This window comes from Pseudomonas sp. Leaf434 (assembly GCF_001425545.1).
In the GTDB taxonomy this organism is placed as follows: Bacteria; Pseudomonadota; Gammaproteobacteria; order Pseudomonadales; family Pseudomonadaceae; genus Aquipseudomonas; species Aquipseudomonas siliginis.
Genome location: NZ_LMQZ01000009.1, coordinates 604948 through 628351, shown reverse-complemented (window position 1 = coordinate 628351; position 23404 = coordinate 604948). Strand labels below are relative to the sequence as shown.

Here is a 23404-nt window from a genome sequence, read left to right as displayed (position 1 = left end):
GCAGGACGCTTCTATATGCCGCAGTTCTTTATCGACCGCCCGGTGTTTGCCTGGGTGGTCGCCCTGTTCATTCTGTTGGCCGGTGCGCTGGCCATTCCGCAGTTGCCGGTGGCGCAATACCCCGACGTCGCCCCGCCGCAAATCGAGATTTACGCCGTCTACCCTGGCGCCTCGGCGCAAACCGTCGATGAAAGCGTGGTCAGCCTGATCGAGGAAGAGCTCAACGGCGCCGATCACTTGCTCTATTTCGAATCGCAGAGCAGCCTGGGCAGCGCGACGATCAAGGCAACCTTTCAGCCGGGCACCAATCCCGAGCTGGCGCAGGTCGATGTGCAAAACCGCCTCAAGGTGGTCGAGTCGCGCCTGCCGCAAGCGGTCAATCAGCAGGGATTGCAGGTGGAGAAGGTCTCTTCCGGTTTCCTCTTGCTGATCACTTTGACCTCCAGCGACGGCAAGCTCGATGACGTGGCGCTCAGCGATTATCTGGCGCGCAACGTGATGAACGAGATAAAGCGTCTGGACGGTGTCGGCAAGGCGCAGTTGTATGGTGCCGAGCGGGCTATGCGCATCTGGATCGATCCGCAGAAACTGATCGCCTTCAACCTGACGCCGGCCGATGTCAACGAAGCCATTGTCGCGCAGAACGCCCAGGTTTCAGCAGGTAGCATCGGTGATCTGCCGTCACCTTCGACGCAGGAAATCACCGCGACAATTCTGGTCAAAGGCCAATTGTTGACTCCGCAGGAATTCGCCGACATCGTGCTCAAGGCCAATCGCGATGGCTCCACGGTGCGCATCGGTGATGTCGCGCGAGTGGAGATCGGCAGTCAGGAATATCAGTTCGGTACACGCCTGAACGGCAAGCCGTCCACCGCCGTTGGCGTGCAGCTTTCTCCAGGCGCCAACGCGCTGAACACCGCGACACTGGTGCGGGCGAAAATGGACGAACTGGCGCGCTACTTCCCGGCTGGCGTGGAATACAAGATTCCTTACGACACTTCGCCATTCGTCAAAGTCTCGATTACCAAAGTGATCTACACCCTCGGCGAAGCGATGCTGCTGGTATTTGCAGTGATGTTCCTGTTCCTGCAAAACGTGCGCTACACGCTGATCCCGACACTGGTGGTGCCGGTGGCGTTGATGGGCACTTTCGCGACCATGCTGGCGCTGGGGTTCTCGATCAACGTGCTGACCATGTTCGGCATGGTGCTGGCCATCGGCATTCTGGTGGATGACGCCATCGTCGTGGTGGAGAACGTCGAGCGCATCATGGCCAGCGAGGGCCTGTCGCCCAAGGAAGCCACGCGCAAGGCGATGACGCAGATCACCGGGGCGATCATCGGCATTACTCTGGTGCTGGTCGCGGTGTTTATTCCGATGGCGTTCATGCAGGGTTCGGTCGGGGTGATCTACCAACAGTTCTCGCTGTCCATGGCCACCTCGATTCTATTCTCGGCGTTCCTTGCTCTGACGTTGACCCCGGCATTGTGCGCGACCTTGCTCAAGCCTGTCGGCAAAGGCGAGCATCACGAGAAGTCCGGATTTTTCGGCTGGTTCAATCGCCGATTTGAGCAATTGACCGACCGTTATCAGGGTTGGGTCGGCTATGCGCTCAAGCGTACGGGTCGCTACCTGATGATCTACGTGGTCCTGCTGATTGGACTCGGAATCTGTTTTGCGCGCCTGCCCTCCTCGTTTCTGCCGACCGAGGATCAGGGCTACACCATCACCGATATTCAATTGCCACCCGGCGCAACCAAGAACCGCACTGTACAAGTAGCCGAACAGCTCGAAGCGCACAACGCCGGTGAGCCGGGAATCAGTGACAGTGTGGTGATCCTGGGTTTCAGTTTCTCCGGTAGCGGGCAGAACGCAGCGCTGGCGTTTTCGACACTCAAGGATTGGTCGGAACGTGGCAGTGACGATACTGCCAGCTCAATCGCCGACCGCGCCAACGCGGCGCTGAGCCAGATCAAGGACGCCATGGCCTTCTCGGTGCTGCCGCCGCCGGTGGATGGCCTTGGCACGTCCAGCGGTTTCGAGTTCCGCTTGCAGGATCGCGGTGGTCTGGGCCATGCGACGTTGATGCAGGCGCGTACGGAACTGCTCGCCGCCGCCGAGAAAAGTCCGGTATTGATAAACGTCCGTGAAAGCGCGCTGGCAGAAGCACCGCAGGTGCAACTGATCGTCGACCGCAAGCAGGCGAATGCCTTGGGCGTTTCGTTCGCCGACATCGGCAACGTGCTGTCCACTGCCGTGGGTTCGAGCTACATCAATGACTTCCCCAATCAGGGCCGCATGCAGCGGGTAGTCGTGCAAGCCGAAGGTGATCAGCGCAGTCAGGTGGATGATTTGCTGAAAATGCATGTGCGCAACAACGCTGGAAACATGGTGCCGCTGTCGGCCTTCGTTCAGGCCAACTGGATTCAAGGCCCGGCGCAGTTGACTCGTTACAACGGCTATCCAGCGATCGCGATATCTGGTGAACCGTCACCTGGGCACAGTACCGGCGAGGCCATGGCGGAAATCGAACGACTGGTTGCGCTGGGGCCGAAAGGTCTGGGTCAAGAGTGGACCGGTTTGTCGTTGCAGGAACGCCTGTCCGGCAATCAGGCGCCGATTCTGCTGGGCCTGTCGCTACTGGTGGTATTCCTGTGTCTGGCGGCGCTGTACGAGAGCTGGTCGATTCCGACCTCTGTATTGCTCGTTGTCCCGCTTGGTGTGCTCGGCGCGGTACTCGCCGTGACACTGCGCGGCATGCCCAACGACGTGTTCTTCAAGGTCGGACTGATCACCATCATTGGTCTGTCGGCGAAAAACGCGATCCTGATCATCGAGTTCGCCAAGAGCTTGTATGACGAAGGTCACGATCTGATCGATGCGACGTTGCAGGCCGCGCGTTTGCGTCTGCGGCCGATCGTGATGACATCGCTGGCATTCATTCTCGGCGTAGTGCCGCTCGCGATTGCAACTGGCGCGAGCTCGGCAAGTCAGCAAGCAATCGGCACAGGTGTGATTGGCGGGATGATCACTGCGACACTGGCGGTAATCTTCGTGCCGGTGTTTTTCGTCGTGGTCATGAAGCTCGTACAACGATTCACCAAACAACGCTGATCAAACTGTGGGAGCGAGCCTGCTCGCGAATGCGTCCGGTCTGCCAACATTAATGTTGAATCTGCTGACGTCTTCGCGAGCAGGCTCGCTCCCACAAGGATTGGCCAACATCATGCGCAGTGGCCACATCTGTCAACGCTGGGCTAAGGTGGTGAAACCTCCCTCGCCTACCGAGCTTTCATGCGCTTCCTCGCCCGCACCCACCCTCGCCTTTCCGCTGCCGCCTCGCTCGGCCTCGCCACCGGCCTGTTGGTCCCGGCCGATTCCATCGTCAGCAAAATTCTCATTGGCTGGAACGTCGGTGTCTGGACATACCTGATCCTGATGTTCTGGCTGACCATACGCGCCAAGGCCCCGGACGTGCGACGCATCGCCGAAGTCGAAGACGAGAACGCCGGGCTGGTGCTGTTTGTGGTGTGCATTGCCGCGTTGGCCAGTCTCGCCACCATCACCCTTGAACTGGCCGGCAGCAAAGACCTGGAAACCTCACGCAAACTCATGCACTACGGGTTCACAGCGCTGACAGTGACCGGCTCATGGCTGCTGATAGGTGTGATCTTCTGTGTGCACTACGCCAGATTGTTTTACACCTGGGACGGCAAAGAGCCGGCGCTGCGTTTTGCTGAAGGACTGACCACCCCCAATTACTGGGATTTTCTGTACTTCTCGTTCACCATCGGCGTGGCTGTGCAGACTTCGGATGTGGGTGTTGCAACGCGGGATATTCGAAAAATTGTGCTCGCGCAGTCGCTGATCGGTTTTGTGTTCAATACGGCGATCCTCGGGTTCTCGATCAACATTGCAGCAGGATTGTTCGGCTGAAAAACACGGCTTGTTCTGGCAGTTCAAAGCTCACAAAAACGTACGCCTGTAAACTGTCAACACTGACAGTTTACAGGCGTACTGTATTCACGCTTCCATACAACATCCAGAAGTAGGACGGGTCAGTCTTTGGATGTCCCCAACCATATTGTATGGAGATAAAACTCATGAGCTATGCAGCCCGAGCCTACACGACGATCTCTCCGGTTTTAGCGCCGACCTATTTGTCAGCCACTATCAACGGCGATGCCAACCCAAACTACAGGTTTGTCAAAATCCCTCAATTCATGGAGTTTCGATCTACCTCTGTACCTTCCTTCGGGCCGAAGCCCTACCCGGAAGGCCTGCGTTACGTCCTGACAGCTGGACACACTAAGGATGGTGTGACGCGTACGCTTGAGTTTGTGTTCCCTTTTAAACCCCAATCGTCGACCTATGACCTCTCCAAAGATAGCGATGATGTCAGAAGTACCTACTATTCCAATCCTGCGACGGGTGATCTGCACGTCTCTGTGAGCGGGAGCCTGACATTGAAATATGACGACATTAAAAAAACCCTGAGTGGCACTTGGTCCGGCACATATGACCATGGTGGAGAGAGCGGCAACGAAGAGTTTCCGATCACTGGGGAGTTTGTCGCTAACGCAGACCTGAGCAAGAGAAAAAACGCTTACTGACTACGACAAAAAGGAAGCTGCGAGGCTTCCTTTTTTTAATGCTGATGCAATCAGAAACTGAAGCTCAGCCCGACACTCCCTCCTAGCTCCTGGTCAGCTTTGCTGCCCCTGCTGGTCCCTATCTCGCCATACAGTTGCCATTTGTTATTGGCCGGAACCCAATTGAGGCCCCCGGTCAGCTCTAGGCTGGTGCTGGACAAATCGTTGTTGAATCCAGTGTCATTCACGCTGACACGATTATTGTTGACGAATTCATGACTTAACGCCGCGTGCAGCCTGGGTTGCAATTTTCCGCCATTGTTCAGCACCACCTCGCGGCCAACGGTCATTCCGACCTTGCCGAGCAATGAGCGGGTCTCGTTGCTGTCTACCTGCAGTCCGTTGTCCAACTTGTAGTCCTTGCCTTTTACCGTCGCAACACCAACCTGAGCAGAGGGTTCGATGAAGTAACCTCGGTTAAAGACTATATGCTTACCCACTTCGACGGTTCCACTGATGCCGAGATTATCGAAGTCACCCTTTGTTCGAGTGTCATCGCTCAAGGTGACTTTGACGTCATTACTGAAACGGTTGATTTTGCCAACGGTATCCACGTAATACCCGGTCGTTTCGTCATACCAGGACAGATACATCCCGCCATAGGTGCTGTTGATCGTGCCGGCGCTGCCGCGGGCCAGGTTAAGGCGAGTGGTGCTGTAGCCACCAAAAACCCCGATCAACCATTGGCCATCACCTATCGGTAGTGGCGTGTCCACCCCCAATGAGACGCCAGTCTGATTTTGTTTATAACCATCACCGTAGGCATTCTTGACGTTGTACTGATTGGCATGAGTGCGTATCCACAGGCCGCTGGTCGCGTTTTGATTATCTGAGTCCAGTGCCGCAATCGATCGCGATCGCGGCTGAGTGCCGGCCATGCGACGGTCGCCGAGGCGGGTATTGAGAGTGGTCATTTCCGAATAGATAACAGTAGGAGCGGTACCGGCAATTGCCAATGCAGTTTGTGAACCAGTGCTCGGCGTTGTCCCATCAGGCCGCAGGAAAATACCTTCGCCCTCTCGCACCAGTTTGTACGCCAAAGCACCACGATCAACCTGACCGTTTCTCAGATCGAACTCAGCATCCCCGCCAGCGATGTTAGCCACTTGAAGCGGTGCACCGGTGACAGGTTCGCTGGCGCTTGCACCAACTACCAGCTCGTGACGGCCACTGGCTGATTCCGTGACATTGAGAAAGTCCGTTTCACCGGTGGACACGTCAGCATCCAAAAAAAACCGGCCGTTGCCTGACAGGTTGGCAACATCCAGACGGACGAACTCGGCGGGCGTGCCGAATCTGACGTTCCCGCCCTGCATTTCGAGATTCGATAACGAATTGCTGCCAACCAGGTTCCATTCAGCGCCACGCCCGATGGACATAGCGCTGACGCCAGTAACCGAACCGTGCAGGATCGAGTCGTTATCCAGCATCACGACGCCAGTCCCAGAGCCCTGAATGTTACCGGTGAGTATGCTTCGGGTATCGAGCGAAACAGAATCGACGTTGGTCAAATCGCCGTCAAGGCTGGCATTGTTTTGCAAGAAAACCGCGGCGGTCCCGCCGTCAGCAACCGCTACATTGCCGGTCAACTGGCTGTCGTCGATTTGAAAGCGCGCTGCTGCTCCATCGATGACCTCCAGGATATTACCGTTGCCGCCGATCAGATTCGAACGGTTAGCTATTTCGATAAATACCGGTTGATCGTCCGGCGTCGCAAAATCGACTTTGATCGCTGCGCCGGTGCGACCCTGCACGGTTGACGCATCAACCTTCAACACGCTCTGTGCGGTGACATCGCTCGGGTTCAGGACGGTATCCTTGCCAAAGATGATCCCATTCAGTTCTCCGATGACCTCGCTGGCTGCACTGACATTGGCGTTGCCGCCATAGAGTTCGAGACCAACACCATCGGCGTCGGTCCCTTCAACCCGGCTGTCCACCAGATTCAACGTACTGAGGGATGTCACCGCTGCACCCGAAAAACCGCCTGTCAACGTACTGCCAGTGACGGTCGCTGTTGAGCCAACGGGAATATTCAGGTCGCGCGCAAGCGACATTGCTCTGCCATCGCTGGACAGCGTACTTCCGGATACCACTGCCGAGCTGTCGGTCAAGCTCAGCGCAGTGTCGAAATTGCTAGCCGTCACCGTTGCCGCGTCCAGAGACACTCGGGCGTCTGCTGAGGCTTCAATCTGTGAAGTGCTGGCGGAAATCGCGTTTAACGTCCCACCGCCGACAACGATGTTCAGCGTATCACCGCCATTGACGTTAAGCGTGGCAGTGGCAGGGATGAACCAGGCTTCTGGCGTAGCACCGACGGATACGGTTTCGACTTCACCAGGATTGAGATTTCGGGAAAAGGCCGTCTCGGATATTGCGATCAGTAATGCTGCACAAGAGAGCGTGCCAGTGAGTTTCAAAAGTGTCGGTCCCAAGCTATTTTCAAACGTCATATACACTTCTCGTTGAGGTTTATCGGGACGGAAGAAGGACGGTTCAGACGTACATGTTCCATCAGACGACCTTTGTAGGCGACGCCGGAGAATACCTGCTAGTCTGGACTTTCTCTGTAGGACTAATCCTCTTAGTAGGTGGGCTTAATCGCCCACTCGCGACATTTCGAGATGTTTCTTGCTTCCCCAATTAAATTGCATTGCCTGAAGAGGCTGGCTCTCCGGCAATGCAATGATCGCGAATGCCGTTTATGGAGCAGGCGCAGGATCCCAGCCCGGTTCCGATTCGCAGTACAAGAAGTCAGCATTGAGCAAGTAGACAATCATTTCCTGAACTTCTGACGTAGTTACAATTGGCGTCGAATACCAGATTTTTACATAACCTGCGTAAAAGTCGGTCGGATCAGGCGTGGTAGCAGGTGGACGAGGAAGATTACGAATAAAAGGTGCGTATGGCACTTCCCAAAGCATCCCCTCCGTTAACTCGAGCGAAGTGATCGCACGAGTATCGGAAAAAACCGTATCCGGCGGTGCGTCTATGGTGTATTTATCGTCATGCCAGCCTTGCCAATTGAATGTGATATTCATCCCATCGGTGAAATGATCATTAGGTTTGATCTTGAACGTCGCAACGTGATCATCCCCCGTCAAGCTCTCGCAAATAATGTATGGGTCTTCGGTGCCATCTGTAGGTGGGCGTTGGAATTCTGGCTTATCGAGAACGATGACTACAGTATTGACAGTTACCGTCTCCTTTGCCGAGTCTTGAGTATTATTCCGGGCGGGGTTTTCATATGTCCACCAAGCCTCTTTAAGCCCGATACCACCCGGACCGACAACGGTATATGGCAAATCTATCTGAACGACATTATTGATATTCGACTGAGTCATTTGAATGGAATTAACGATAATTTCGCCTTGATCCCCAAGATACTTCAGGGTAACCAGATCGCCCGGTTCGGGATCGGGAAACGACGTCCCGGCGGTGACAGGCGAGACATCGATGTGAGCCTTGGCTGTCTGATCGACATCCTGAGGGCCCAGTAAGTTATCCGTGACAGGTGGCTGTCCGCGGACGATCAGTTTCCGGAATTCGGGATTAACTTCAGGGGGCGGGGTCGTCGGGTCGACGGTATAAGGCGGATGCGTCGAGAAATCTGTTTTGACAGTTGTTGATCCGTCGTCGATGGATAAGCCGCCACGCATCAAGTCAGCTTTGACGACCACGTCCAATTCAAAATTCGTACCCGTCTGGTTATCAAAGTATTGTTTGCTCAGACTCGACCAAGGAATGGTGAACTCCAGCTCCGTGAGTGCGTTGAATGGCAGATCCTGGGCTGGTTGAGCGCCGTATGTCAGGCTCACTACGTCGGTGCCGATTGTATCTACCAACCGGCTGACTTTTACCTTCACACCTGCACGCGCATCTTTTAAATCGATCAGACCATCTTCGTTTGCCGGGACGGTAATGACGCCCAGTTTGGGCAGTGGCAGAAAACGCACGTTTTTGAAATACACGCCCCATGCGCTCTGGTTGCCAGCAGCGTCAGTAATGATGAACCAGATGAAGGCCCGGCCGCTCGTTACCTTGCGTAGCTCTGCGGTCGGGATGGACAGCTTGCCATCGGTGGGCATCGGTCCGTTGAAAAAAGGGGGCACCTGCGGAGGGTTGGTACGTGTACCTGCCACGTACAGGGTCAACGTGTCATCCGGCTGAACGTTGGCGTAGCCGGTATCAATTTGTACCTGCAATCCCCCTTCGTTACCTGGCTGACCCGCCCATGTGTCATCCAGATCCCCGGGGGCATTTGGAAAGGTGGCTGGCGGAATTGTTCTGGCGCCTGGAACCTGTCCTGGATTTGTACCTGTTTGTGCAGGTTTCGCTTGCCAGGCACCAGTACGGTCGATAAAAAACTTCATCACCGGACCGGTCAGCGGGTTGAGCCCCCGCTCATACAGCACGCTACGCACCCAGATCGGCGTCGGCCCCACCGGGGTTGCATCCTCACCCAGAAATTCGGTAGGCACAGTGATCGGGAAATCTACAGGACGGCTGGCCACGTCGCCGAGGTTTACCCTGTTTAACCGCGTGAAGTCTGTCGGCAGCGGATTGGCAGGAGGCTGGGTTCGCGTAACGTCAAGGGCGATCTGATCTCTGCTGTTAGGATTCGACCACACATTGGTCTTGACCATAAGTGTCAGCGCGGCGCCCACAGGTATCGCAGCTATCGGAATGATGTCCTTGTTCGTGCCGCGCCCGTCTGGCAATTCGGGGGTAGGTGCGACCAGAACGCCCAAGGGTGTGCCTGACTCCGCAGTTTGAATACTTGTCATGTGCCTTCTCCATTGCGTAGAAAATGTTTTTTGATCCATGCATCTTCGACAATGGCGAATGTCGCCAACTGCAGTCGTAATATCGCTGCTACTGTTGCGGCCTGATCACTTCATCCAACTTGCATCCGAGCAATACTTGCTTTCTCCCGGAATTTTCCTGTCTACCTTCACCAGCCCGGTAAACGAGCGAAAGATAGGTACACCGTCGCGCAATAGCTGGTAATTAACTAAGGCCGAATCGTTTTCCTCCATGGGTTCTATATGTGAAGCAAATGGTCTGATTACGATCTTGACTGGCTCCTTGGTCACAACATCTGTCACAACCTCAGTAAAGTTAAACACCTGTGTCAAAGGGTTTCCCGACCCGTTTAAAGAATCCCATGCCTGCCAATCCAGGCTGAGGACATCCGCAAGCTGAAACAAGTCATCGAAAGGAATTTCGATACGTACCCCTTCCCAGATAAACAAGGCTTCCGGATCGTCGGGATGGTTCTTGTAACATCCGATATATCCCCAGGCATCCGCATCGGGAAAAGTAACCTCCTTCAAAAGTTGCGGCGGCTTAACTATCGCAAAAGTCAGGCGTCGTGAAGGTGACGTAGTAGGGTTGATCGAACGTACTGTGTAGAAAAGCTCAAACGAAGCCACATCCGGAAGTTTCTCGGGAGCTACTGGAATACGAAACTCCGGTGCATCGTCCGCGGCCCCATACTCGCCAAAGGCGACGAAATCAGGGTTACCAACAATGAAAATTTCAACACGATCTTTATTCACGCCTGAAACAGGAAAGTTCGGCCAGCGGTCAATAATACAAACGATGCCCACCTGTTTTGCGTCCGGCGGCAATGTTCCGGCCGGGTCAAGCGGATCGACGCCTTCCACTCGTGGCAGGCTCAGAAGCACGCCGGGATTCAATGGATTGCTGGAGGTAGTCGGCGTTTCGATCGGCATGGAATTTCTCACTGGCTGGTCATCTAGGCCTGAAAGAAATTAAGCGCTGGTATTGGAAAGATGCCTACTGTCAGATCTGACAGGTAAAGCAACCGTTTGTCGGAAATCCATTTTGCCGTGACTGCTTCCGCTGCATTTGAAGGTTGACGGCTCAAGGTCAGATAGTGTCTTCTGAAACCGGTTTCAGCGGTATCCATGCCGTTAAAACGCTACATTTCAAAAATAAGGTCTGCCCCATTGAACGACTTCTCCGCCGCCCAGCGCAGCCGCGTGACCATGCTTGATGTTGCCGAATGCGCTGGTGTATCCAAGGCCAGCGTCTCGCGCTTCATCGGCGAAGACCGCGCGCTGCTCTCCGATGCCATTGCCCGGCGCATCGAGCAGGCGATTGATGAACTCGGTTACCGCCCCAACCAAATGGCCCGCGGCCTGAAACGCGGGCGCACTCGGCTGATCGGCATGCTCGTCGCCGATATCCGTAACCCCTATTCGATTGCCGTGATGCACGGGGTGGAAACCGCCTGCCGTGCGCACGGCTACAGTCTGGTGGTGTGCAACACCGACCGCGATGACGAGCAGGAACGCCAGCATCTGGCGCTGTTGCGCTCGTACAACATCGAAGGGCTGATCGTGAACACGCTGGGCCATCACCGGGACGAACTGCATGAGCTGCGCCGCGAGATGCCTATGGTGTTGGTGGATCGCAAGGTCGACGGGCTCGACAGCGACATGGTCGGGTTGAACAACTCGCAAGCAGTAGAGATGGCGCTCGCGCACCTTGAGCAGCGCGGATATCAGGATTTATTGCTGGTAACCGAACCGTTTGATGGCACCAGTTCGCGGATCGAACGGGTCAGCAGTTTTCAAGCGCAGATTGCCCAACGCTCGGCCCTGACCGGGGCGGTGCTGGAAACCGGCGATGATCTGAAGGCGCAACTTCAAACTTTTTTAAACACCCACGTTGACGGTCCGAAAGCACTGTTTTGCGCCAATGGCGTGGCGGCGCTGGCGGCGACTCACGCGTTGCGCGCACTCGGTGTGCGCTTGTTCGAGGATGTCGGGCTGATCGCCCTGGATGATCTGGATTGGTATCCGTTGGTGGGCAGCGGGATTACCGCGCTGGCACAGCCGACGCAAGAGATAGGCGCGCGGGCGTTTGAGTGTCTGCTCAAGCGCTTGCGCGGGGATGATGAGGTGGCGCGAATTGTGGATTTTGCGCCGGTGCTGATTGAGCGGGGTTCGACCCGAGGGATTGGCGGCGTCTGATCTGGCGCTTTCGCGAGCGGGCTCGCTCCCACAGGTGACCGTGTTGCAAATGTGGGGGCGAGCCTGCTCGCGAAAGGGCCTGCACAAACACTACAGAATCACCTGATTTTTTTTGAACAAAAATGAAACCGGTTTCAGAGGTCAATAACAATGAATAAACCCGCCGTTTCCATCAGTCTGTCCAGCTACGGTGCCGAGCTCGTGCGCCAGCGTGGGCAGGATTGTTTTATCGACATCCTCGCGGCAGCCGGGGCGAATCGCATCGAGTGGCGTGAAGAGCTGCTGACCCGTGAAGACCCGGCGCAACTGGCTCAGGCTACCCAGGCGCAGGGCCTGCAAAGCATTTATTCCTCACCCACCGAACTCTGGCTCGCAGGGCAAGCGCAGCCAAATCCCGAACTGATTACCGCGCTGCAACAGGCCCAGGCATTCGGCTCGAAATGGCTGAAAGTGTCCCTCGGTTATTTCACCGACACCTCTGACTTGCAGGCACTGGCCGAGCGACTCAAGCAAAGCCCGGTGCAACTGCTGGTGGAGAACGACCAGACCTTGCACGGCGGACGTATCGAGCCGTTCCAGCGTTTCTTTGCCGCCGTCGAGCAGTACAACCTGCCGATCAAGATGACCTTCGACATTGGCAACTGGCACTGGCAGGACCAGTCCGCCGCCAGCGCCGCACGCGCGCTCGGCCGTCACGTCGGTTATGTGCATTGCAAAGCCGTTGCGCGCCGCGCCGACGGCAAACTGGTTGCCGTACCACCCGCCATCAGCGACCTGCATCTGTGGGAACAACTGCTGCGACACATGGACCAAGGCGTTATGCGCGCCGCCGAGTACCCGCTGCAAGGCGATGATCTGGTGCAACTGACCCGCGAACACGTCGCCGCCCTCGCCCGCCTCGGTCAATCGCGCCTGGAGCCAGCTCATGTCTGAGATCGATATTCTTTCTTTCGGTGAAACCATGGCGATGCTGGTCGCCGAGCAGACCGGCGATCTGGCCAAGGTCGAGCAGTTTCACAAACGGATTGCCGGGGCCGACAGCAACGTCGCGATCGGCTTGTCGCGCTTGGGTTTCAACGTCGCGTGGCTGAGCCGGGTCGGTAACGATTCGCTCGGACGCTTTGTGGTCGAGACGCTGATCAAGGAAGGTCTGGATTGCAGCCACGTCGAAGTCGATAAAAACCAGCCAACGGGTTTCCAGTTCAAATCGCGCAACGACGATGGCAGCGACCCGCAGGTCGAATATTTCCGGCGCGGTTCGGCGGCCAGTCATTTGTCGCCCAACTCCATCAGCGACAACCTGCTGAGCGCCCGTCACTTGCACGCCACCGGCATTCCGCCGGCGCTGTCAGGTTCCAGCCGGGAAATGTCCTTCGAGCTGATGACCCGGATGCGCAACGCCGGGCGCAGCGTGTCATTCGACCCGAATCTGCGCCCGAGCCTGTGGGCCAGCGAGGGCGAGATGATCCGCCAGATCAACCGCCTCGCCGCCCTTGCCCACTGGGTGCTGCCGGGGTTGAGCGAAGGTCGCTTGCTCACCGGTTTCGACGACCCGGCCGACATTGCTGCGTTCTATCTGGATCAGGGCGCCGAGGCCGTGGCGATCAAGCTCGGGCCTGCGGGTGCTTATTACCGCACGCAGCTGGATCAGGGTTTCGTTGCCGGCGTGCCGGTGAGCAACGTGGTCGATACCGTGGGTGCCGGAGATGGCTTTGCGGTCGGCATGATCAGCGCCCTGCTCGAGCACCAGAGTTTTGCCGAGGCCGTGCAGCGGGCGAACTGGATTGGCAGTCGCGCGGTGCAGAGTCGTGGCGACATGGAGGGGTTGCCGACCCGCCAAGAGTTATCGGTTGAATTTGAATCCGCCTTCGCGAGCAGGCTCGCTCCCACATTTGGAATGCAATCCTCTGTGGGAGCGAGCCTGCTCGCGAAGAGGCCCGCCTGATCACCGCAAATCAATGAACCTGCTGCGACAAAAACAACAAGCTCAGGAGTCACACCGATGAAAACCGCTACCCTCGCCACCCGCCGCTGGTGGTACATCATGCCGATCGTGTTCATCACTTACAGCCTGGCCTATCTCGATCGCGCCAACTACGGTTTCGCCGCCGCGTCGGGCATGGCCGAAGACCTGATGATCACACCGGGCCTGTCCTCGCTGCTCGGTGCGCTGTTCTTTCTTGGGTACTTTTTCTTCCAGGTACCTGGCGCGATCTACGCGCAGAAACACAGCGTGAAAAAGCTGATTTTCGTCAGCCTGATTCTCTGGGGCGGGCTCGCCACGCTGACTGGCGTGGTATCCAACGCCTATTGGCTGATCGTCATTCGCTTCATGCTCGGCGTGGTCGAAGCGGCGGTGATGCCGGCGATGCTGGTGTATCTCTGCCATTGGTTCACCCGTGCCGAACGCTCACGGGCCAACACCTTTCTGATCCTCGGCAACCCGGTGACCATGCTGTGGATGTCGGTGGTCTCGGGTTATCTGGTGCAGCATTTCAGCTGGCGCTGGATGTTCATCATCGAAGGTCTGCCGGCGGTGTTGTGGGCGTTTATCTGGTGGCGTCTGGCCGATGATCGTCCGGTCCAGGCCAAGTGGCTCAACGACCAGGAAAAGCAGGATCTGGAAAGCGCCCTCGCCGCAGAGCAGGTCGGCATCAAGGCTGTGAAGAACTACGCCGAGGCGTTCCGTTCGCCGAAGGTGATCATTCTCGCGCTGCAGTTTTTCTGCTGGAGCATCGGCGTTTACGGCTTTGTGTTGTGGCTGCCGTCGATCCTCAAGGCCGGCGCGCAAATGGACATGATCGAGGCCGGCTGGCTCTCGGCGCTGCCATATCTGGCGGCAGTGCTGGGCATGCTCGCGGTGTCGTGGGGTTCGGACAAGTTGCAAAAGCGCAAACGCTTTGTCTGGCCGCCGCTGCTGATCGCTTCGATTGCGTTTTATGGCTCGTATGCCCTGGGCGCCGAGCATTTCTGGTGGTCGTACACGCTGCTGGTGATTGCCGGCGCCTGCATGTACGCGCCGTATGGGCCGTTTTTCGCCATCGTTCCGGAGATCCTGCCGGCCAACGTTGCCGGTGGCGCCATGGCGTTGATCAACAGCATGGGCGCGCTCGGTTCTTTTGGCGGCTCGTATCTGGTCGGCTATCTGAACAGCTCCACCGGCTCGCCCGGCGCGTCCTATTTATTGATGAGCGGCGCGTTGCTGTTGTCGGTGGTGCTGACGATTTTCCTCAAGCCCGGCGCCAGTGATCGCGTCGTCGCCAAAGCCGCCGCCACACCGCGTGTGCCGGCGCATTCCTGAAAGGATTTTTTGCCATGAAAAAACAGGTCTTGCTGTACAAGAAACTTTCGCCCGCGCTGATGGCGCGCCTGCAAGAGCAGTTCGACGTAACGCTGATCGAAAGCCTCGACGCCGATGGCCTCATGCAGTTGCGCGATGCCCTGCCCCGCGCTCACGGTTTGCTCGGCGCCAGCCTCAAACTGGATGCGGCGTTGCTGGACCTGGCGCCGCAGCTGGAGGCAATTGCCAGCGTCTCGGTGGGTGTCGACAACTACGACATCGACTATCTGAGCCGGCGCAAGATCCTGCTGACCAACACGCCGGATGTGCTCACCGAAACCACCGCCGACACCGGTTTCGCCCTGATCCTCGCCGCCGCCCGCCGTGTAGTCGAACTGGCGAACATGGTGCGTGGCGGGCAGTGGAGTCGCAACATTGGTCCGGCGCATTTCGGTACCGATGTGCACGGCAAGACGCTGGGCATCATCGGCATGGGCCGCATCGGCGAGGCCTTGGCCCAGCGCGGGCATTTCGGTTTCGGCATGCCGGTGATCTACCACAGCCAGTCGCGCAAACCGGCGGTCGAGGAGCGTTTCGACGCACAGTATCGCAGCCTCGAAGAGTTGCTCCAGCAGGCCGATTTCGTTTGCCTGACTTTGCCTCTGACGGCGCAGACCGAACGTTTGATCGGCGCCGAGCAATTTGCGTTGATGCGGCCGGAGAGCATCTTCATCAATATCTCGCGGGGCAAGGTGGTCGATGAGGCGGCGATGATCGAGGCGTTGCGCAACCAGCGCATTCGCGCGGCGGGACTGGATGTGTTCGAGCGCGAGCCGTTGAATCATGACTCGCCGTTGTTGCAGTTGAGCAACGTGGTGGCGACGCCGCACATGGGCTCGGCGACTCATGAAACGCGTGAGGCAATGGCGCGGTGTGCGGTGGAGAATTTGTTGGCGGCGTTGAATGGACAGCGGCCGGCGAATCTGGTTAATCCTCTAAACTGATCGTTGCTGATCGTTCCCACGCTCAGCGTGGGAACGATCAGCGTGGGAATGCAGCCCGGGACGCTCCGCGTCCCTTCCGAAAGTTGGAACGCGGAGCGTCCCTAGAGGCATTCCCACGCGGAGCGTGGGAACGATCAGCAAGGCGCCGGGGCAGGCAATGCAAGACCCTCAGGCACTGCGCGCCTGCAACAGCTGCACCGCACACAACGCAATCCGCGCGCAGGCATCCGCCAGTTTGACCCGATCCACCACCAGCCCGATGCGAATATGCCCCGCCGCGCTCGGCCCGAACGCTTCGCCGGCCAGCACCGACACGCCATAACCTTCCAGCAAGCGCTCGGCAAATGCTTGCGCGCCAAGCCCGGTCTGACGAACGTCGACCATCACGAACATGCCGCCATCCGGGCGAATCGGCTGCAACCCAGGGCAACCGTGCAAACGCTCGCACACCAGATCGCGCCGCAAGCGGTATTCCTCGCGCATCTGAGAGACTTCCGGCAGATCACTTTGCAGCGCTACTTGCGCGGCCTTCTGTACAAAATCCGGCAGACCGAAGAGCATGCTCAGCGACAGATTCACCAGATGCTCGGCCAAGGCATTCGGGCCGATCATCCAGCCGATACGCCAACCGGTCATCGCATGGGATTTCGACAGACTGTTGATCGTCGCGGTGCGCTCGGCCATGCCCGGCAGGCTCGCCGGGCTGATGTGCTCGCCTTCATATAACAGCTCGCTGTACACCTCATCGCTGATCAACCACAGATCATGACGAATGCACAGCGCTGCCAGCTCCTGCCAGATCAGCAAGGGCAAACTCGCGCCGCTGGGGTTGTTCGGACTGTTGAGCAGCATGGCGCGCGTTCGCGGGGTAATGCGCGCGGCAACATCGGCCGGGTCGACACGGAAACCGTTGTCGGGGCGTACCGGCACCGCAATCACCTTGGCACCGCAGGCGCCAAACACACCTTCGTAAGTGACGTACATCGGCTCAGCGACGATCACTTCATCGCCCGGATCGAGCAGACACTGCGCCACCGAGTACACCGCGCATTGTGCGCCGGGCAGGACAATCACCTGATCAGGATCAACCCGTTGACCACTGCGCTGGCGATGACGCTCGGCAATCAGCCTGCGCAGCTCGAACCGCCCACGCACGTCGGCGTAATGGGTATCGCCGGCCAACAGGCTATCGATCGCGCCATGGACGATCGGCAACGGCGTATCGAAATCCGGATCGCCGACGCTCAACAACAAAACATCAACGCCCTCGGCGCGCAGTTCCAGCGCTCGGTCGTGAATCTGCCAGGCAGCGGCACCCTCCCCGGCGATTCGTTGGGTCAAGGCTGAATAGCGCATGTACGTCTCCTGTTAGCGCGGTTTCCAGCCTTCACCGTATCTCAAATCACGAAACGCGCCACCATGGCGTTCAAATCCACTGCCAGTCGCGACAGTTCGTGGGTCGCGGCACTGGTCTGATTGGCGCCGGCGGCCGATTGCGTGGCGAGGTCGCGGATGTTGACCAGGTTGCGATCGACCTCACGGGAGACTTGCGCCTGCTCTTCCGACGCGCTGGCAATGACCAGGTTGCGTTCGTTGATCTGGTGAATCGATTGAGTGATCTGCTCCAGTGCCACGCCCGCCGCGCGCGCCATTTCCAACGTGGACTGGGTGCGCTGATTACTTTGCTGCATCGACGAAACCGCTTCACCCGTGCCGTTCTGGATGCCGGCAACCATTTTCTCGATTTCCTGGGTCGACTGCGCGGTGCGATGGGCCAAGGCGCGCACTTCGTCAGCCACCACGGCAAAGCCACGGCCAGCCTCGCCGGCACGCGCCGCTTCGATGGCAGCGTTGAGGGCGAGCAGGTTGGTCTGCTCGGCGATGGCCCGAATCACGTCCAGCACCTTGCCGATGTCACGACCCTGCGCGGCGAGGCCTTCGATCATCTGCGCGGTGTTCTGCACGTCGTGGGTCATGGTCTGGATCGCGTCGACGGTTTTCACCACTTGATCGCGACCTTCGCGGGCGGCGTGGGTCGACTGATTGGAAGCTTCGGAAGTCGAAACGGCATTGCGCGCCACTTCTTCCACCGCAGCGGTCATCTCGTTGACGGCCGTGGCGGCCTGTTCGATTTCGTTGTTCTGCTGCTGCAACCCGCGCGACGCTTCTTCGGTGACCGCGCTGAGTTCTTCGGCAGCGGCGCCCAGTTGCGTGGCGGAACCGGCGATCTGCTCGATGGTTTTGCGCAGGTTGGTCTGCATCGCGGCCAAGGCTTCGAGCAGGCGCGCCGGTTCGTCCTTGCCGTCGACTTCGATGGCTTTACTGAGGTCACCGCCAGCAATGGTTTGCGCAGCGAGCACGGCGCGGTTGAGCGGCGTGACGATGCTGCGGGTCAGCAACCAGGCGAGCAACACGGTGGCCAGCGCCGCAATCACGGCGACGATGATGATCCCGGTGATGGCGCTGTCATAGTTTTCACCGGCCTTAATGGCCGCCGCTCTGGCCCCGGCGGTATTCATGCCGATCAGCTTGTTGAGCTGCTCGCCCATCTGATCGGTGCCTTCCTTGATGCGCGTGTTGATCAACGCGCGCATCGCTTCCAGATCGCCCTTGCGCGACAGCTCAATCATCTGATTCTGCGCTTGCAGGTAATTATCGAGCGTCGTCGAAAACGTCTGGAAGACCGCGCGCTCTTCAGAACCTGCCGGCAACGCAGCGTAGCTGGCCTGAGCTTTGCGCACCTTGTCGACCAGCACCGCGATGCGGGTTTCTGCCTCTTGCAGGCTGGCCGGTTCGCGATTGACCAGCACACGGAACGAGAGAATGCGCATGCGCAGGACGTTTTCCGTGACCACACTGAGGTGGGTCACGCTTGGCAATTGGTTGGTGTCCATGTCGACCGACGCCTGACGAATGACCGTCATGCGGCTGACCGCGAACACGCCGAGGACAATCACCAGCAAGGCGATAAAGGCAAAACCGAGGAAAGCACGTGGCGCGATATTCAGGTTACGCAGGGACATGGTCGGACTCTCGAAAGAAAGAAACTACGAGCGTCCATGCCGTGAGCACTGGCCCATAGCGGGCGACAGTCCGGCGGCACTGAATTGTGGTTTTGTGTGCGCCTGACCGTTGTATCGGCCAGGCTTGAGGAAGGTTTCGGGTCTGCGGTAAATATTTTTCAGGACGTGGCAACAATCAAAAACTGCTCCGCTGCCCTTGGTAGGAGCTGTCGAGTGCAACGAGGCTGCGATCTTTTGATCCTGCTTTTAAAAGTCAAAAGATCGCAGCCTCGTTGCACTCGACAGGTCCTACATAGGCAAGCCGATCAGCGTTGGACGGCGAGTTGCCAGACCCGAGCGATATCGGTGGCGCGTTCACGCAGCAGGCGCGGTGCTTCGGCGCAGGCTTGTTCGAGTGTCATCGGTCCGCTGGTCACGGCGAAAGCGGCGTCGATGCCGTGTTGATAGAGCTCCTGATAGCCCTCGCCCAAGGTCCCGGCAATCACGATCACCGGCACAGCGTGTCGTTTGGCAACTCGCGCAACACCGAACGGCGTTTTGCCGCGAAGGGTTTGCGCATCGAAGCGGCCTTCTCCGGTAATCACCAGATCCGCACCCTTGACCGCGTCAGCGAGCCCGACCAGTTCCGCTACCACCTCGACGCCCGCCTGAAACTGCGCACCGAGAAAAGCCTTGGCGGCAAACCCCAGACCACCCGCCGCGCCGCTGCCCGGTTCATCGCGCACGTCCCTGCCCAATGCTTGCGCGCAAAGCTCGGCGAAGTGCCCCAGCGCCTGATCGAGCTGCTCAACCTGCGCAGGCGATGCGCCTTTCTGCGGGCCGAAAATGGCCGAGGCGCCGTGAGGGCCGCAGAGCGGATTGTTGACATCAGCGGCAATGTCGAAACGCACATCGGCCAGACGTCGATCAAGTCCACTCAGATCCAGTCGCGCCAGTTGCGCCAAGGCGAGGCCGCCGGGCACCAGCGACTGATTCTGCGCATCCAGCAACTTCACCCCCAGCGCCTGCATCGCCCCGGCGCCGGCGTCATTGGTCGCGCTGCCGCCAATCGCCAGAATCACCCGTTGCGCGCCGGCATCCAGCGCTGCACGAATCAATTCACCTGTGCCAAACGTGCTGCTGATGCAGGCATCGCGCTGTCCCGGCGGGACCAGTTGCAGACCGCTGGCCTCGGCCATTTCGATGATCGCGGTGTGGTTGTGCGGCAGCCAGCCCCATGCGGCTTCGACCGGCGCGCCCAGTGGACCGCGCACGCGGGTGCGGCGTAACTCACCTTCGCAGGCTGCAAGAATCGACTCGACCGTACCTTCGCCGCCATCGGCCATCGGGCATTTGATCAGCGTCGCCTGCGGCCAGACCTGGGCCAGTCCGAGGGCGATGGCTTCGGCAACGCCTTGGGCACTCAGGCTGTCCTTGAACGAGTCGGGGGCGATGACGATTTTCATGGGAGTTCTCCGGTTGCAGTGGCATTCATGCTGCCAGTCGGCCTGCGCCTTGACGCCGGTCGAGTGCACAAGTGGCGTCGGCGTTTATTGTTCATTTCCACAAAAGATATGCGTTGGTCGTACCGGCCTCATCGCTGGCAAGCCAGCTCCCACAGGGTTCTGCGGTGACTATGGAAGTTATGAACGCCTTCTGACCTGTGGGAGCTGGCTTGCCAGCGATGGCGGCCTCAAGGACAACTCATGTCAATGGATCAGTCTGCGGCAACAGCTGCACCCCAAGATACAACGCCAGCATCCCGTCCAGCTTCAACGGATCAACCCCGCTCAACTCGGCAATCCGCTCCATGCGATAACGCAGACTATTGCGATGAATGCCCAACGCCTCGGCACAGGCCTGGCTCTGCCCGTCGTGCTCGCACCAACTGCGCAGGGTCGCCAGCAACTGGCCGTTGCTGTCCTTGGCGATGACCTGGCGCAGCGGCTTGAGCAGTTCGTCCAGCGCATCATCGTTGCGATGACGCCACAGCATGACCGGCAAGCGATAACGATTGAGCGTCAGCAGTCTCGAATTCGGCAGCACGTCACGACCATAAGCGAGCAAATCGCCGACTCGTCGGTAACAGCGACGCAACCCTGCCAGACCATCCGCCTGCCCGCCGACGGCGATGCGCAAAATCTTCCAGCCGAGGCCATCGAGTTTTTCCAGCAGTCGATCGTGCTCGACGTTCTGGCTCGCAGGGCGACACCACAACAACGAAGACTTCGCCGAACTCACGCACCAACTGTCCGGGTAACGCGAGGTCAGCCACGCACTCAGTGCCTCGACGGTTTGCCCCGGGCCGTGCTCGAGCCCCAGCTCAAACAAATACGGCACCCGGGTCAATTGCGGCTTGAGCCCTAGTTGCTGCGCCTCATCGATCAGACGCGGCGAATCCCCCGCCTCGCTCAGCAGCAACGCCAGCAGATCATCGCAACGCTGCCGTCGCCATTGTTGCTCGGCCTGCTGGTTGCGCTGGCCGACCAGCATTTCAGCGGTCATGCGCACCAGCTCGGCGTAGGTGCGCAATTGCTCCGGCTCGCCGGTGATGCCGAGCACGCCGATCAAGCGCTGATCGAGCAGCAGCGGCAGATTGATCCCCGGTTGCACACCTTTGAGATGCACCGCCGTCTGCGCGTCGATTTCCACCACACGCCCGTTGGCCAGCACCAGTTGCGCGCCTTCATGCCGGGTGTTGATGCGTTCCGGTTCACCGCTGCCGAGGATCAGGCCCTGACTGTCCATGACATTGACGTTGTACGGCAAAATGGCCATGGCCCGGTCGACGATGTCCTGGGCAAGGTCGTGATCGAGTTCGAACATAGCGGCGGCAATCCTTCAGTTCAGGCACGAACGGTTGTTCAGCCGCACAGGGTCTGGCGGCAAACCCTGTGCTCAGGCACAAAGACAATCCGGCCAAAGGTGGCCGAGACTCTCATGGCGATCAACGTTACCCTTTGCATCGCAAAAAATCATAATAAAGAGAGAGCCGCTATGTCGCAGAGCGCCGCAGCTACCCAGACCATCGACGACGGTAAAAACGCCGTCTACAAACGCATCACCCTGCGTTTGATTCCCTTCATTTTCATCTGCTATCTGTTCAACTACCTCGACCGGGTCAACGTCGGCTTCGCCAAACTGCAGATGCTCGATGCACTGAAATTCAGCGAAACGGTGTACGGCCTCGGCGCCGGGATTTTCTTCATCGGTTATGTGCTGTGCGGCGTGCCGAGCAACCTGGCACTGACCCGCTTCGGTCCTCGGCGCTGGATTGCCTTGATGATGATCAACTGGGGCACGCTGTCGACCTGCCTGTTGTTCGTCACCACCCCGACCGAGTTCTACACCCTGCGCTTTTTCACCGGTGCCGCTGAAGCCGGGTTCTTCCCGGGCGTCGTGCTGTATCTCTCGCAGTGGTTCCCTACCTTCCGCCGTGGCCGGATCATGGCGTTGTTCATGTCGGCAATCCCGGTCTCCGGTTTGCTCGGCAGCCCGTTTTCCGGCTGGATTCTCAACCACTTCGCCGCTGGCCAGGGTGGCCTGGCCGGCTGGCAGTGGATGTTCCTCCTGCAAGGCATTCCGACGGTGATCCTCGGCGCACTGGCGTATTTCCTGTTGAGCGACAGCTTCGCCAATGCCAAATGGCTGACCGCCCATGAACGTTCGGTGCTCGAAGCCGACCACGCCGAAGACCTCGCCAACAAACCGAAAACCGCCACCGACTCGCTGCTCGCGGTGTTCAAGAACCCAGCGATCTGGGCCTTCGGCCTGATCTATTTCTGCATCCAGAGCGGCGTGTACGCGATCAACTTCTGGCTGCCGTCGATCATCAAGAACCTCGGCTTCAGCGACAACCTGGTGATCGGCTGGCTGAGTGCGATTCCGTACCTGCTCGCGGCGGTGTTCATGCTGGTCGTCGGCCGCTCGGCGGACTTGCGCAAGGAGCGCCGCTGGCACTTGGTGGTACCGATGCTGATGGGCGCTGTCGGGCTGGTGATCGCGGTGAATTTCGCGGCCAATCCGGCGATTGCGATTCTCGGCCTGACCATAGCGACCATGGGCGCACTGACCGGTCTGCCGATGTTCTGGCCGGTGCCGACCGCCATGCTGAGCGCGGGCGCAGCGGCTGGTGGGCTGGCGCTGATCAACTCGATGGGGCAGATGGCCGGGTTCCTCAGCCCGTACCTGGTGGGTTGGGTCAAGGACAGCACGGGTTCGACGGATGCAGCGTTGTACGTGCTGGCGGCGGTGATCGTCGGCGGGAGTCTGCTGGCGTTGCGGATGACGCGGACGTTGCGGGCCTAATCAGACGCGCAGATCAAAAGATCGCAGCCTTCGGCAGCTACTGTGGAATGCGTTCCCTGTAGGAACTGCCGAAGGTTGCGATCTTTTGCGTTTAAGCGATGCAATCATGCATAGCGCCAGCCGACGCAACATCTATGCTGAATCTGCTGGCCTC

16 protein-coding genes are annotated in these 23404 nt (G+C 58.6%); 9 read left to right on the top strand and 7 right to left on the bottom strand.

Annotated features, from left to right (window positions below; translation table 11 throughout):
* Positions 1-15: 15 nt before the first annotated feature.
* The 3 genes from ASG55_RS20215 to ASG55_RS20205 all read left to right on the top strand — a co-directional run bounded on the left by ASG55_RS20215 (position 16) and on the right by ASG55_RS20205 (position 4613).
* Complete coding sequence (locus ASG55_RS20215; protein ID WP_056789704.1) at positions 16-3114, top strand: efflux RND transporter permease subunit; 3099 nt, start codon at positions 16-18, stop codon at positions 3112-3114.
* A 180-nt stretch (positions 3115-3294) separates the two neighbouring features.
* A complete protein-coding gene (locus ASG55_RS20210) occupies positions 3295-3936 on the top strand; it encodes a DUF1345 domain-containing protein (protein WP_056789701.1) in 642 nt (213 codons plus the stop codon).
* A 167-nt stretch (positions 3937-4103) separates the two neighbouring features.
* On the top strand, positions 4104-4613 hold the full coding sequence (locus tag ASG55_RS20205) for a hypothetical protein (RefSeq protein ID WP_056789698.1): 510 nt from the start codon (positions 4104-4106) through the stop codon (positions 4611-4613).
* A gap of 50 nt (positions 4614-4663) precedes the next feature.
* Here the strand turns inward: ASG55_RS20205 and ASG55_RS20200 are convergent, their stop codons facing one another.
* The 3 genes from ASG55_RS20200 to ASG55_RS20190 form a co-directional block, all read right to left on the bottom strand.
* A complete protein-coding gene (locus ASG55_RS20200; protein ID WP_056789695.1) occupies positions 4664-7105 on the bottom strand; it encodes an autotransporter outer membrane beta-barrel domain-containing protein in 2442 nt (813 codons plus the stop codon).
* Between the two features lie 249 nt (positions 7106-7354).
* Positions 7355-9439, bottom strand: a complete 2085-nt coding sequence (locus tag ASG55_RS20195; protein WP_056789691.1) for a hypothetical protein — start codon at positions 9437-9439, stop codon at positions 7355-7357.
* Between the two features lie 105 nt (positions 9440-9544).
* Positions 9545-10390, bottom strand: a complete 846-nt coding sequence (locus ASG55_RS20190) for a hypothetical protein (protein WP_056789688.1) — start codon at positions 10388-10390, stop codon at positions 9545-9547.
* 237 nt (positions 10391-10627) lie between these two features.
* On the opposite strand from ASG55_RS20190, the gene ASG55_RS20185 reads away from it, so the two are divergent.
* The 5 genes from ASG55_RS20185 (at position 10628) to ASG55_RS20165 (ending at position 15940) form a co-directional block, all read left to right on the top strand.
* On the top strand, positions 10628-11656 hold the full coding sequence (locus ASG55_RS20185) for a LacI family DNA-binding transcriptional regulator (protein ID WP_056789684.1): 1029 nt from the start codon (positions 10628-10630) through the stop codon (positions 11654-11656).
* Positions 11657-11806: 150 nt separating this feature from the next.
* Positions 11807-12589, top strand: a complete 783-nt coding sequence (locus tag ASG55_RS20180; protein ID WP_056789681.1) for a sugar phosphate isomerase/epimerase family protein — start codon at positions 11807-11809, stop codon at positions 12587-12589.
* Positions 12582-13601, top strand: coding sequence for a sugar kinase (locus tag ASG55_RS20175; protein ID WP_056789679.1), 1020 nt, complete (start codon positions 12582-12584; stop codon positions 13599-13601). The genes ASG55_RS20180 and ASG55_RS20175 overlap by 8 nt, the downstream gene beginning before the upstream one ends.
* A gap of 57 nt (positions 13602-13658) precedes the next feature.
* Complete coding sequence (locus tag ASG55_RS20170) at positions 13659-14957, top strand: MFS transporter (RefSeq protein WP_056789676.1); 1299 nt, start codon at positions 13659-13661, stop codon at positions 14955-14957.
* A 14-nt stretch (positions 14958-14971) separates the two neighbouring features.
* Positions 14972-15940 (top strand): 2-hydroxyacid dehydrogenase, encoded by a 969-nt coding sequence (locus ASG55_RS20165; protein ID WP_056789673.1) that lies wholly within the window; start codon positions 14972-14974, stop codon positions 15938-15940.
* A gap of 168 nt (positions 15941-16108) precedes the next feature.
* Here ASG55_RS20165 and ASG55_RS20160 read toward each other — a convergent pair whose 3' ends face one another.
* The 4 genes from ASG55_RS20160 to ASG55_RS20145 all read right to left on the bottom strand — a co-directional run bounded on the left by ASG55_RS20160 (position 16109) and on the right by ASG55_RS20145 (position 21768).
* Positions 16109-17296, bottom strand: coding sequence for a pyridoxal phosphate-dependent aminotransferase (locus ASG55_RS20160; RefSeq protein WP_056789670.1), 1188 nt, complete (start codon positions 17294-17296; stop codon positions 16109-16111).
* 41 nt (positions 17297-17337) lie between these two features.
* On the bottom strand, positions 17338-18963 hold the full coding sequence (locus ASG55_RS20155; protein WP_056789667.1) for a methyl-accepting chemotaxis protein: 1626 nt from the start codon (positions 18961-18963) through the stop codon (positions 17338-17340).
* Between the two features lie 305 nt (positions 18964-19268).
* A complete protein-coding gene (locus tag ASG55_RS20150; protein WP_056789664.1) occupies positions 19269-20408 on the bottom strand; it encodes a glycerate kinase in 1140 nt (379 codons plus the stop codon).
* A 238-nt stretch (positions 20409-20646) separates the two neighbouring features.
* Positions 20647-21768 carry a sugar diacid recognition domain-containing protein gene (locus ASG55_RS20145; protein WP_056789661.1) on the bottom strand — a complete coding sequence of 374 codons (1122 nt, stop codon included), beginning with the start codon at positions 21766-21768 and terminating at the stop codon, positions 20647-20649.
* A 171-nt stretch (positions 21769-21939) separates the two neighbouring features.
* Between ASG55_RS20145 and ASG55_RS20140 the strand changes: the two genes are divergently transcribed.
* Positions 21940-23250, top strand: a complete 1311-nt coding sequence (locus ASG55_RS20140; protein ID WP_056789658.1) for an MFS transporter — start codon at positions 21940-21942, stop codon at positions 23248-23250.
* Positions 23251-23404: the final 154 nt, after the last annotated feature.

Excerpts from the sequence above, each read along its gene's own strand:
- ASG55_RS20215 (WP_056789704.1), top strand. The coding sequence starts at position 16 with ATGCCGCAGTTCTTTATCGACCGCCCGGTGTTTGCCTGGGTGGTCGCC.
- ASG55_RS20210 (WP_056789701.1), top strand. The coding sequence starts at position 3,295 with ATGCGCTTCCTCGCCCGCACCCACCCTCGCCTTTCCGCTGCCGCCTCG.
- ASG55_RS20205 (WP_056789698.1), top strand. The coding sequence starts at position 4,104 with ATGAGCTATGCAGCCCGAGCCTACACGACGATCTCTCCGGTTTTAGCG.
- ASG55_RS20200 (WP_056789695.1), bottom strand. The coding sequence starts at position 7,105 with ATGACGTTTGAAAATAGCTTGGGACCGACACTTTTGAAACTCACTGGC.
- ASG55_RS20195 (WP_056789691.1), bottom strand. The coding sequence starts at position 9,439 with ATGACAAGTATTCAAACTGCGGAGTCAGGCACACCCTTGGGCGTTCTG.
- ASG55_RS20190 (WP_056789688.1), bottom strand. The coding sequence starts at position 10,390 with ATGCCGATCGAAACGCCGACTACCTCCAGCAATCCATTGAATCCCGGC.
- ASG55_RS20180 (WP_056789681.1), top strand. The coding sequence starts at position 11,807 with ATGAATAAACCCGCCGTTTCCATCAGTCTGTCCAGCTACGGTGCCGAG.
- ASG55_RS20175 (WP_056789679.1), top strand. The coding sequence starts at position 12,582 with ATGTCTGAGATCGATATTCTTTCTTTCGGTGAAACCATGGCGATGCTG.
- ASG55_RS20170 (WP_056789676.1), top strand. The coding sequence starts at position 13,659 with ATGAAAACCGCTACCCTCGCCACCCGCCGCTGGTGGTACATCATGCCG.
- ASG55_RS20165 (WP_056789673.1), top strand. The coding sequence starts at position 14,972 with ATGAAAAAACAGGTCTTGCTGTACAAGAAACTTTCGCCCGCGCTGATG.
- ASG55_RS20160 (WP_056789670.1), bottom strand. The coding sequence starts at position 17,296 with ATGCGCTATTCAGCCTTGACCCAACGAATCGCCGGGGAGGGTGCCGCT.
- ASG55_RS20155 (WP_056789667.1), bottom strand. The coding sequence starts at position 18,963 with ATGTCCCTGCGTAACCTGAATATCGCGCCACGTGCTTTCCTCGGTTTT.
- ASG55_RS20150 (WP_056789664.1), bottom strand. The coding sequence starts at position 20,408 with ATGAAAATCGTCATCGCCCCCGACTCGTTCAAGGACAGCCTGAGTGCC.
- ASG55_RS20145 (WP_056789661.1), bottom strand. The coding sequence starts at position 21,768 with ATGTTCGAACTCGATCACGACCTTGCCCAGGACATCGTCGACCGGGCC.
- ASG55_RS20140 (WP_056789658.1), top strand. The coding sequence starts at position 21,940 with ATGTCGCAGAGCGCCGCAGCTACCCAGACCATCGACGACGGTAAAAAC.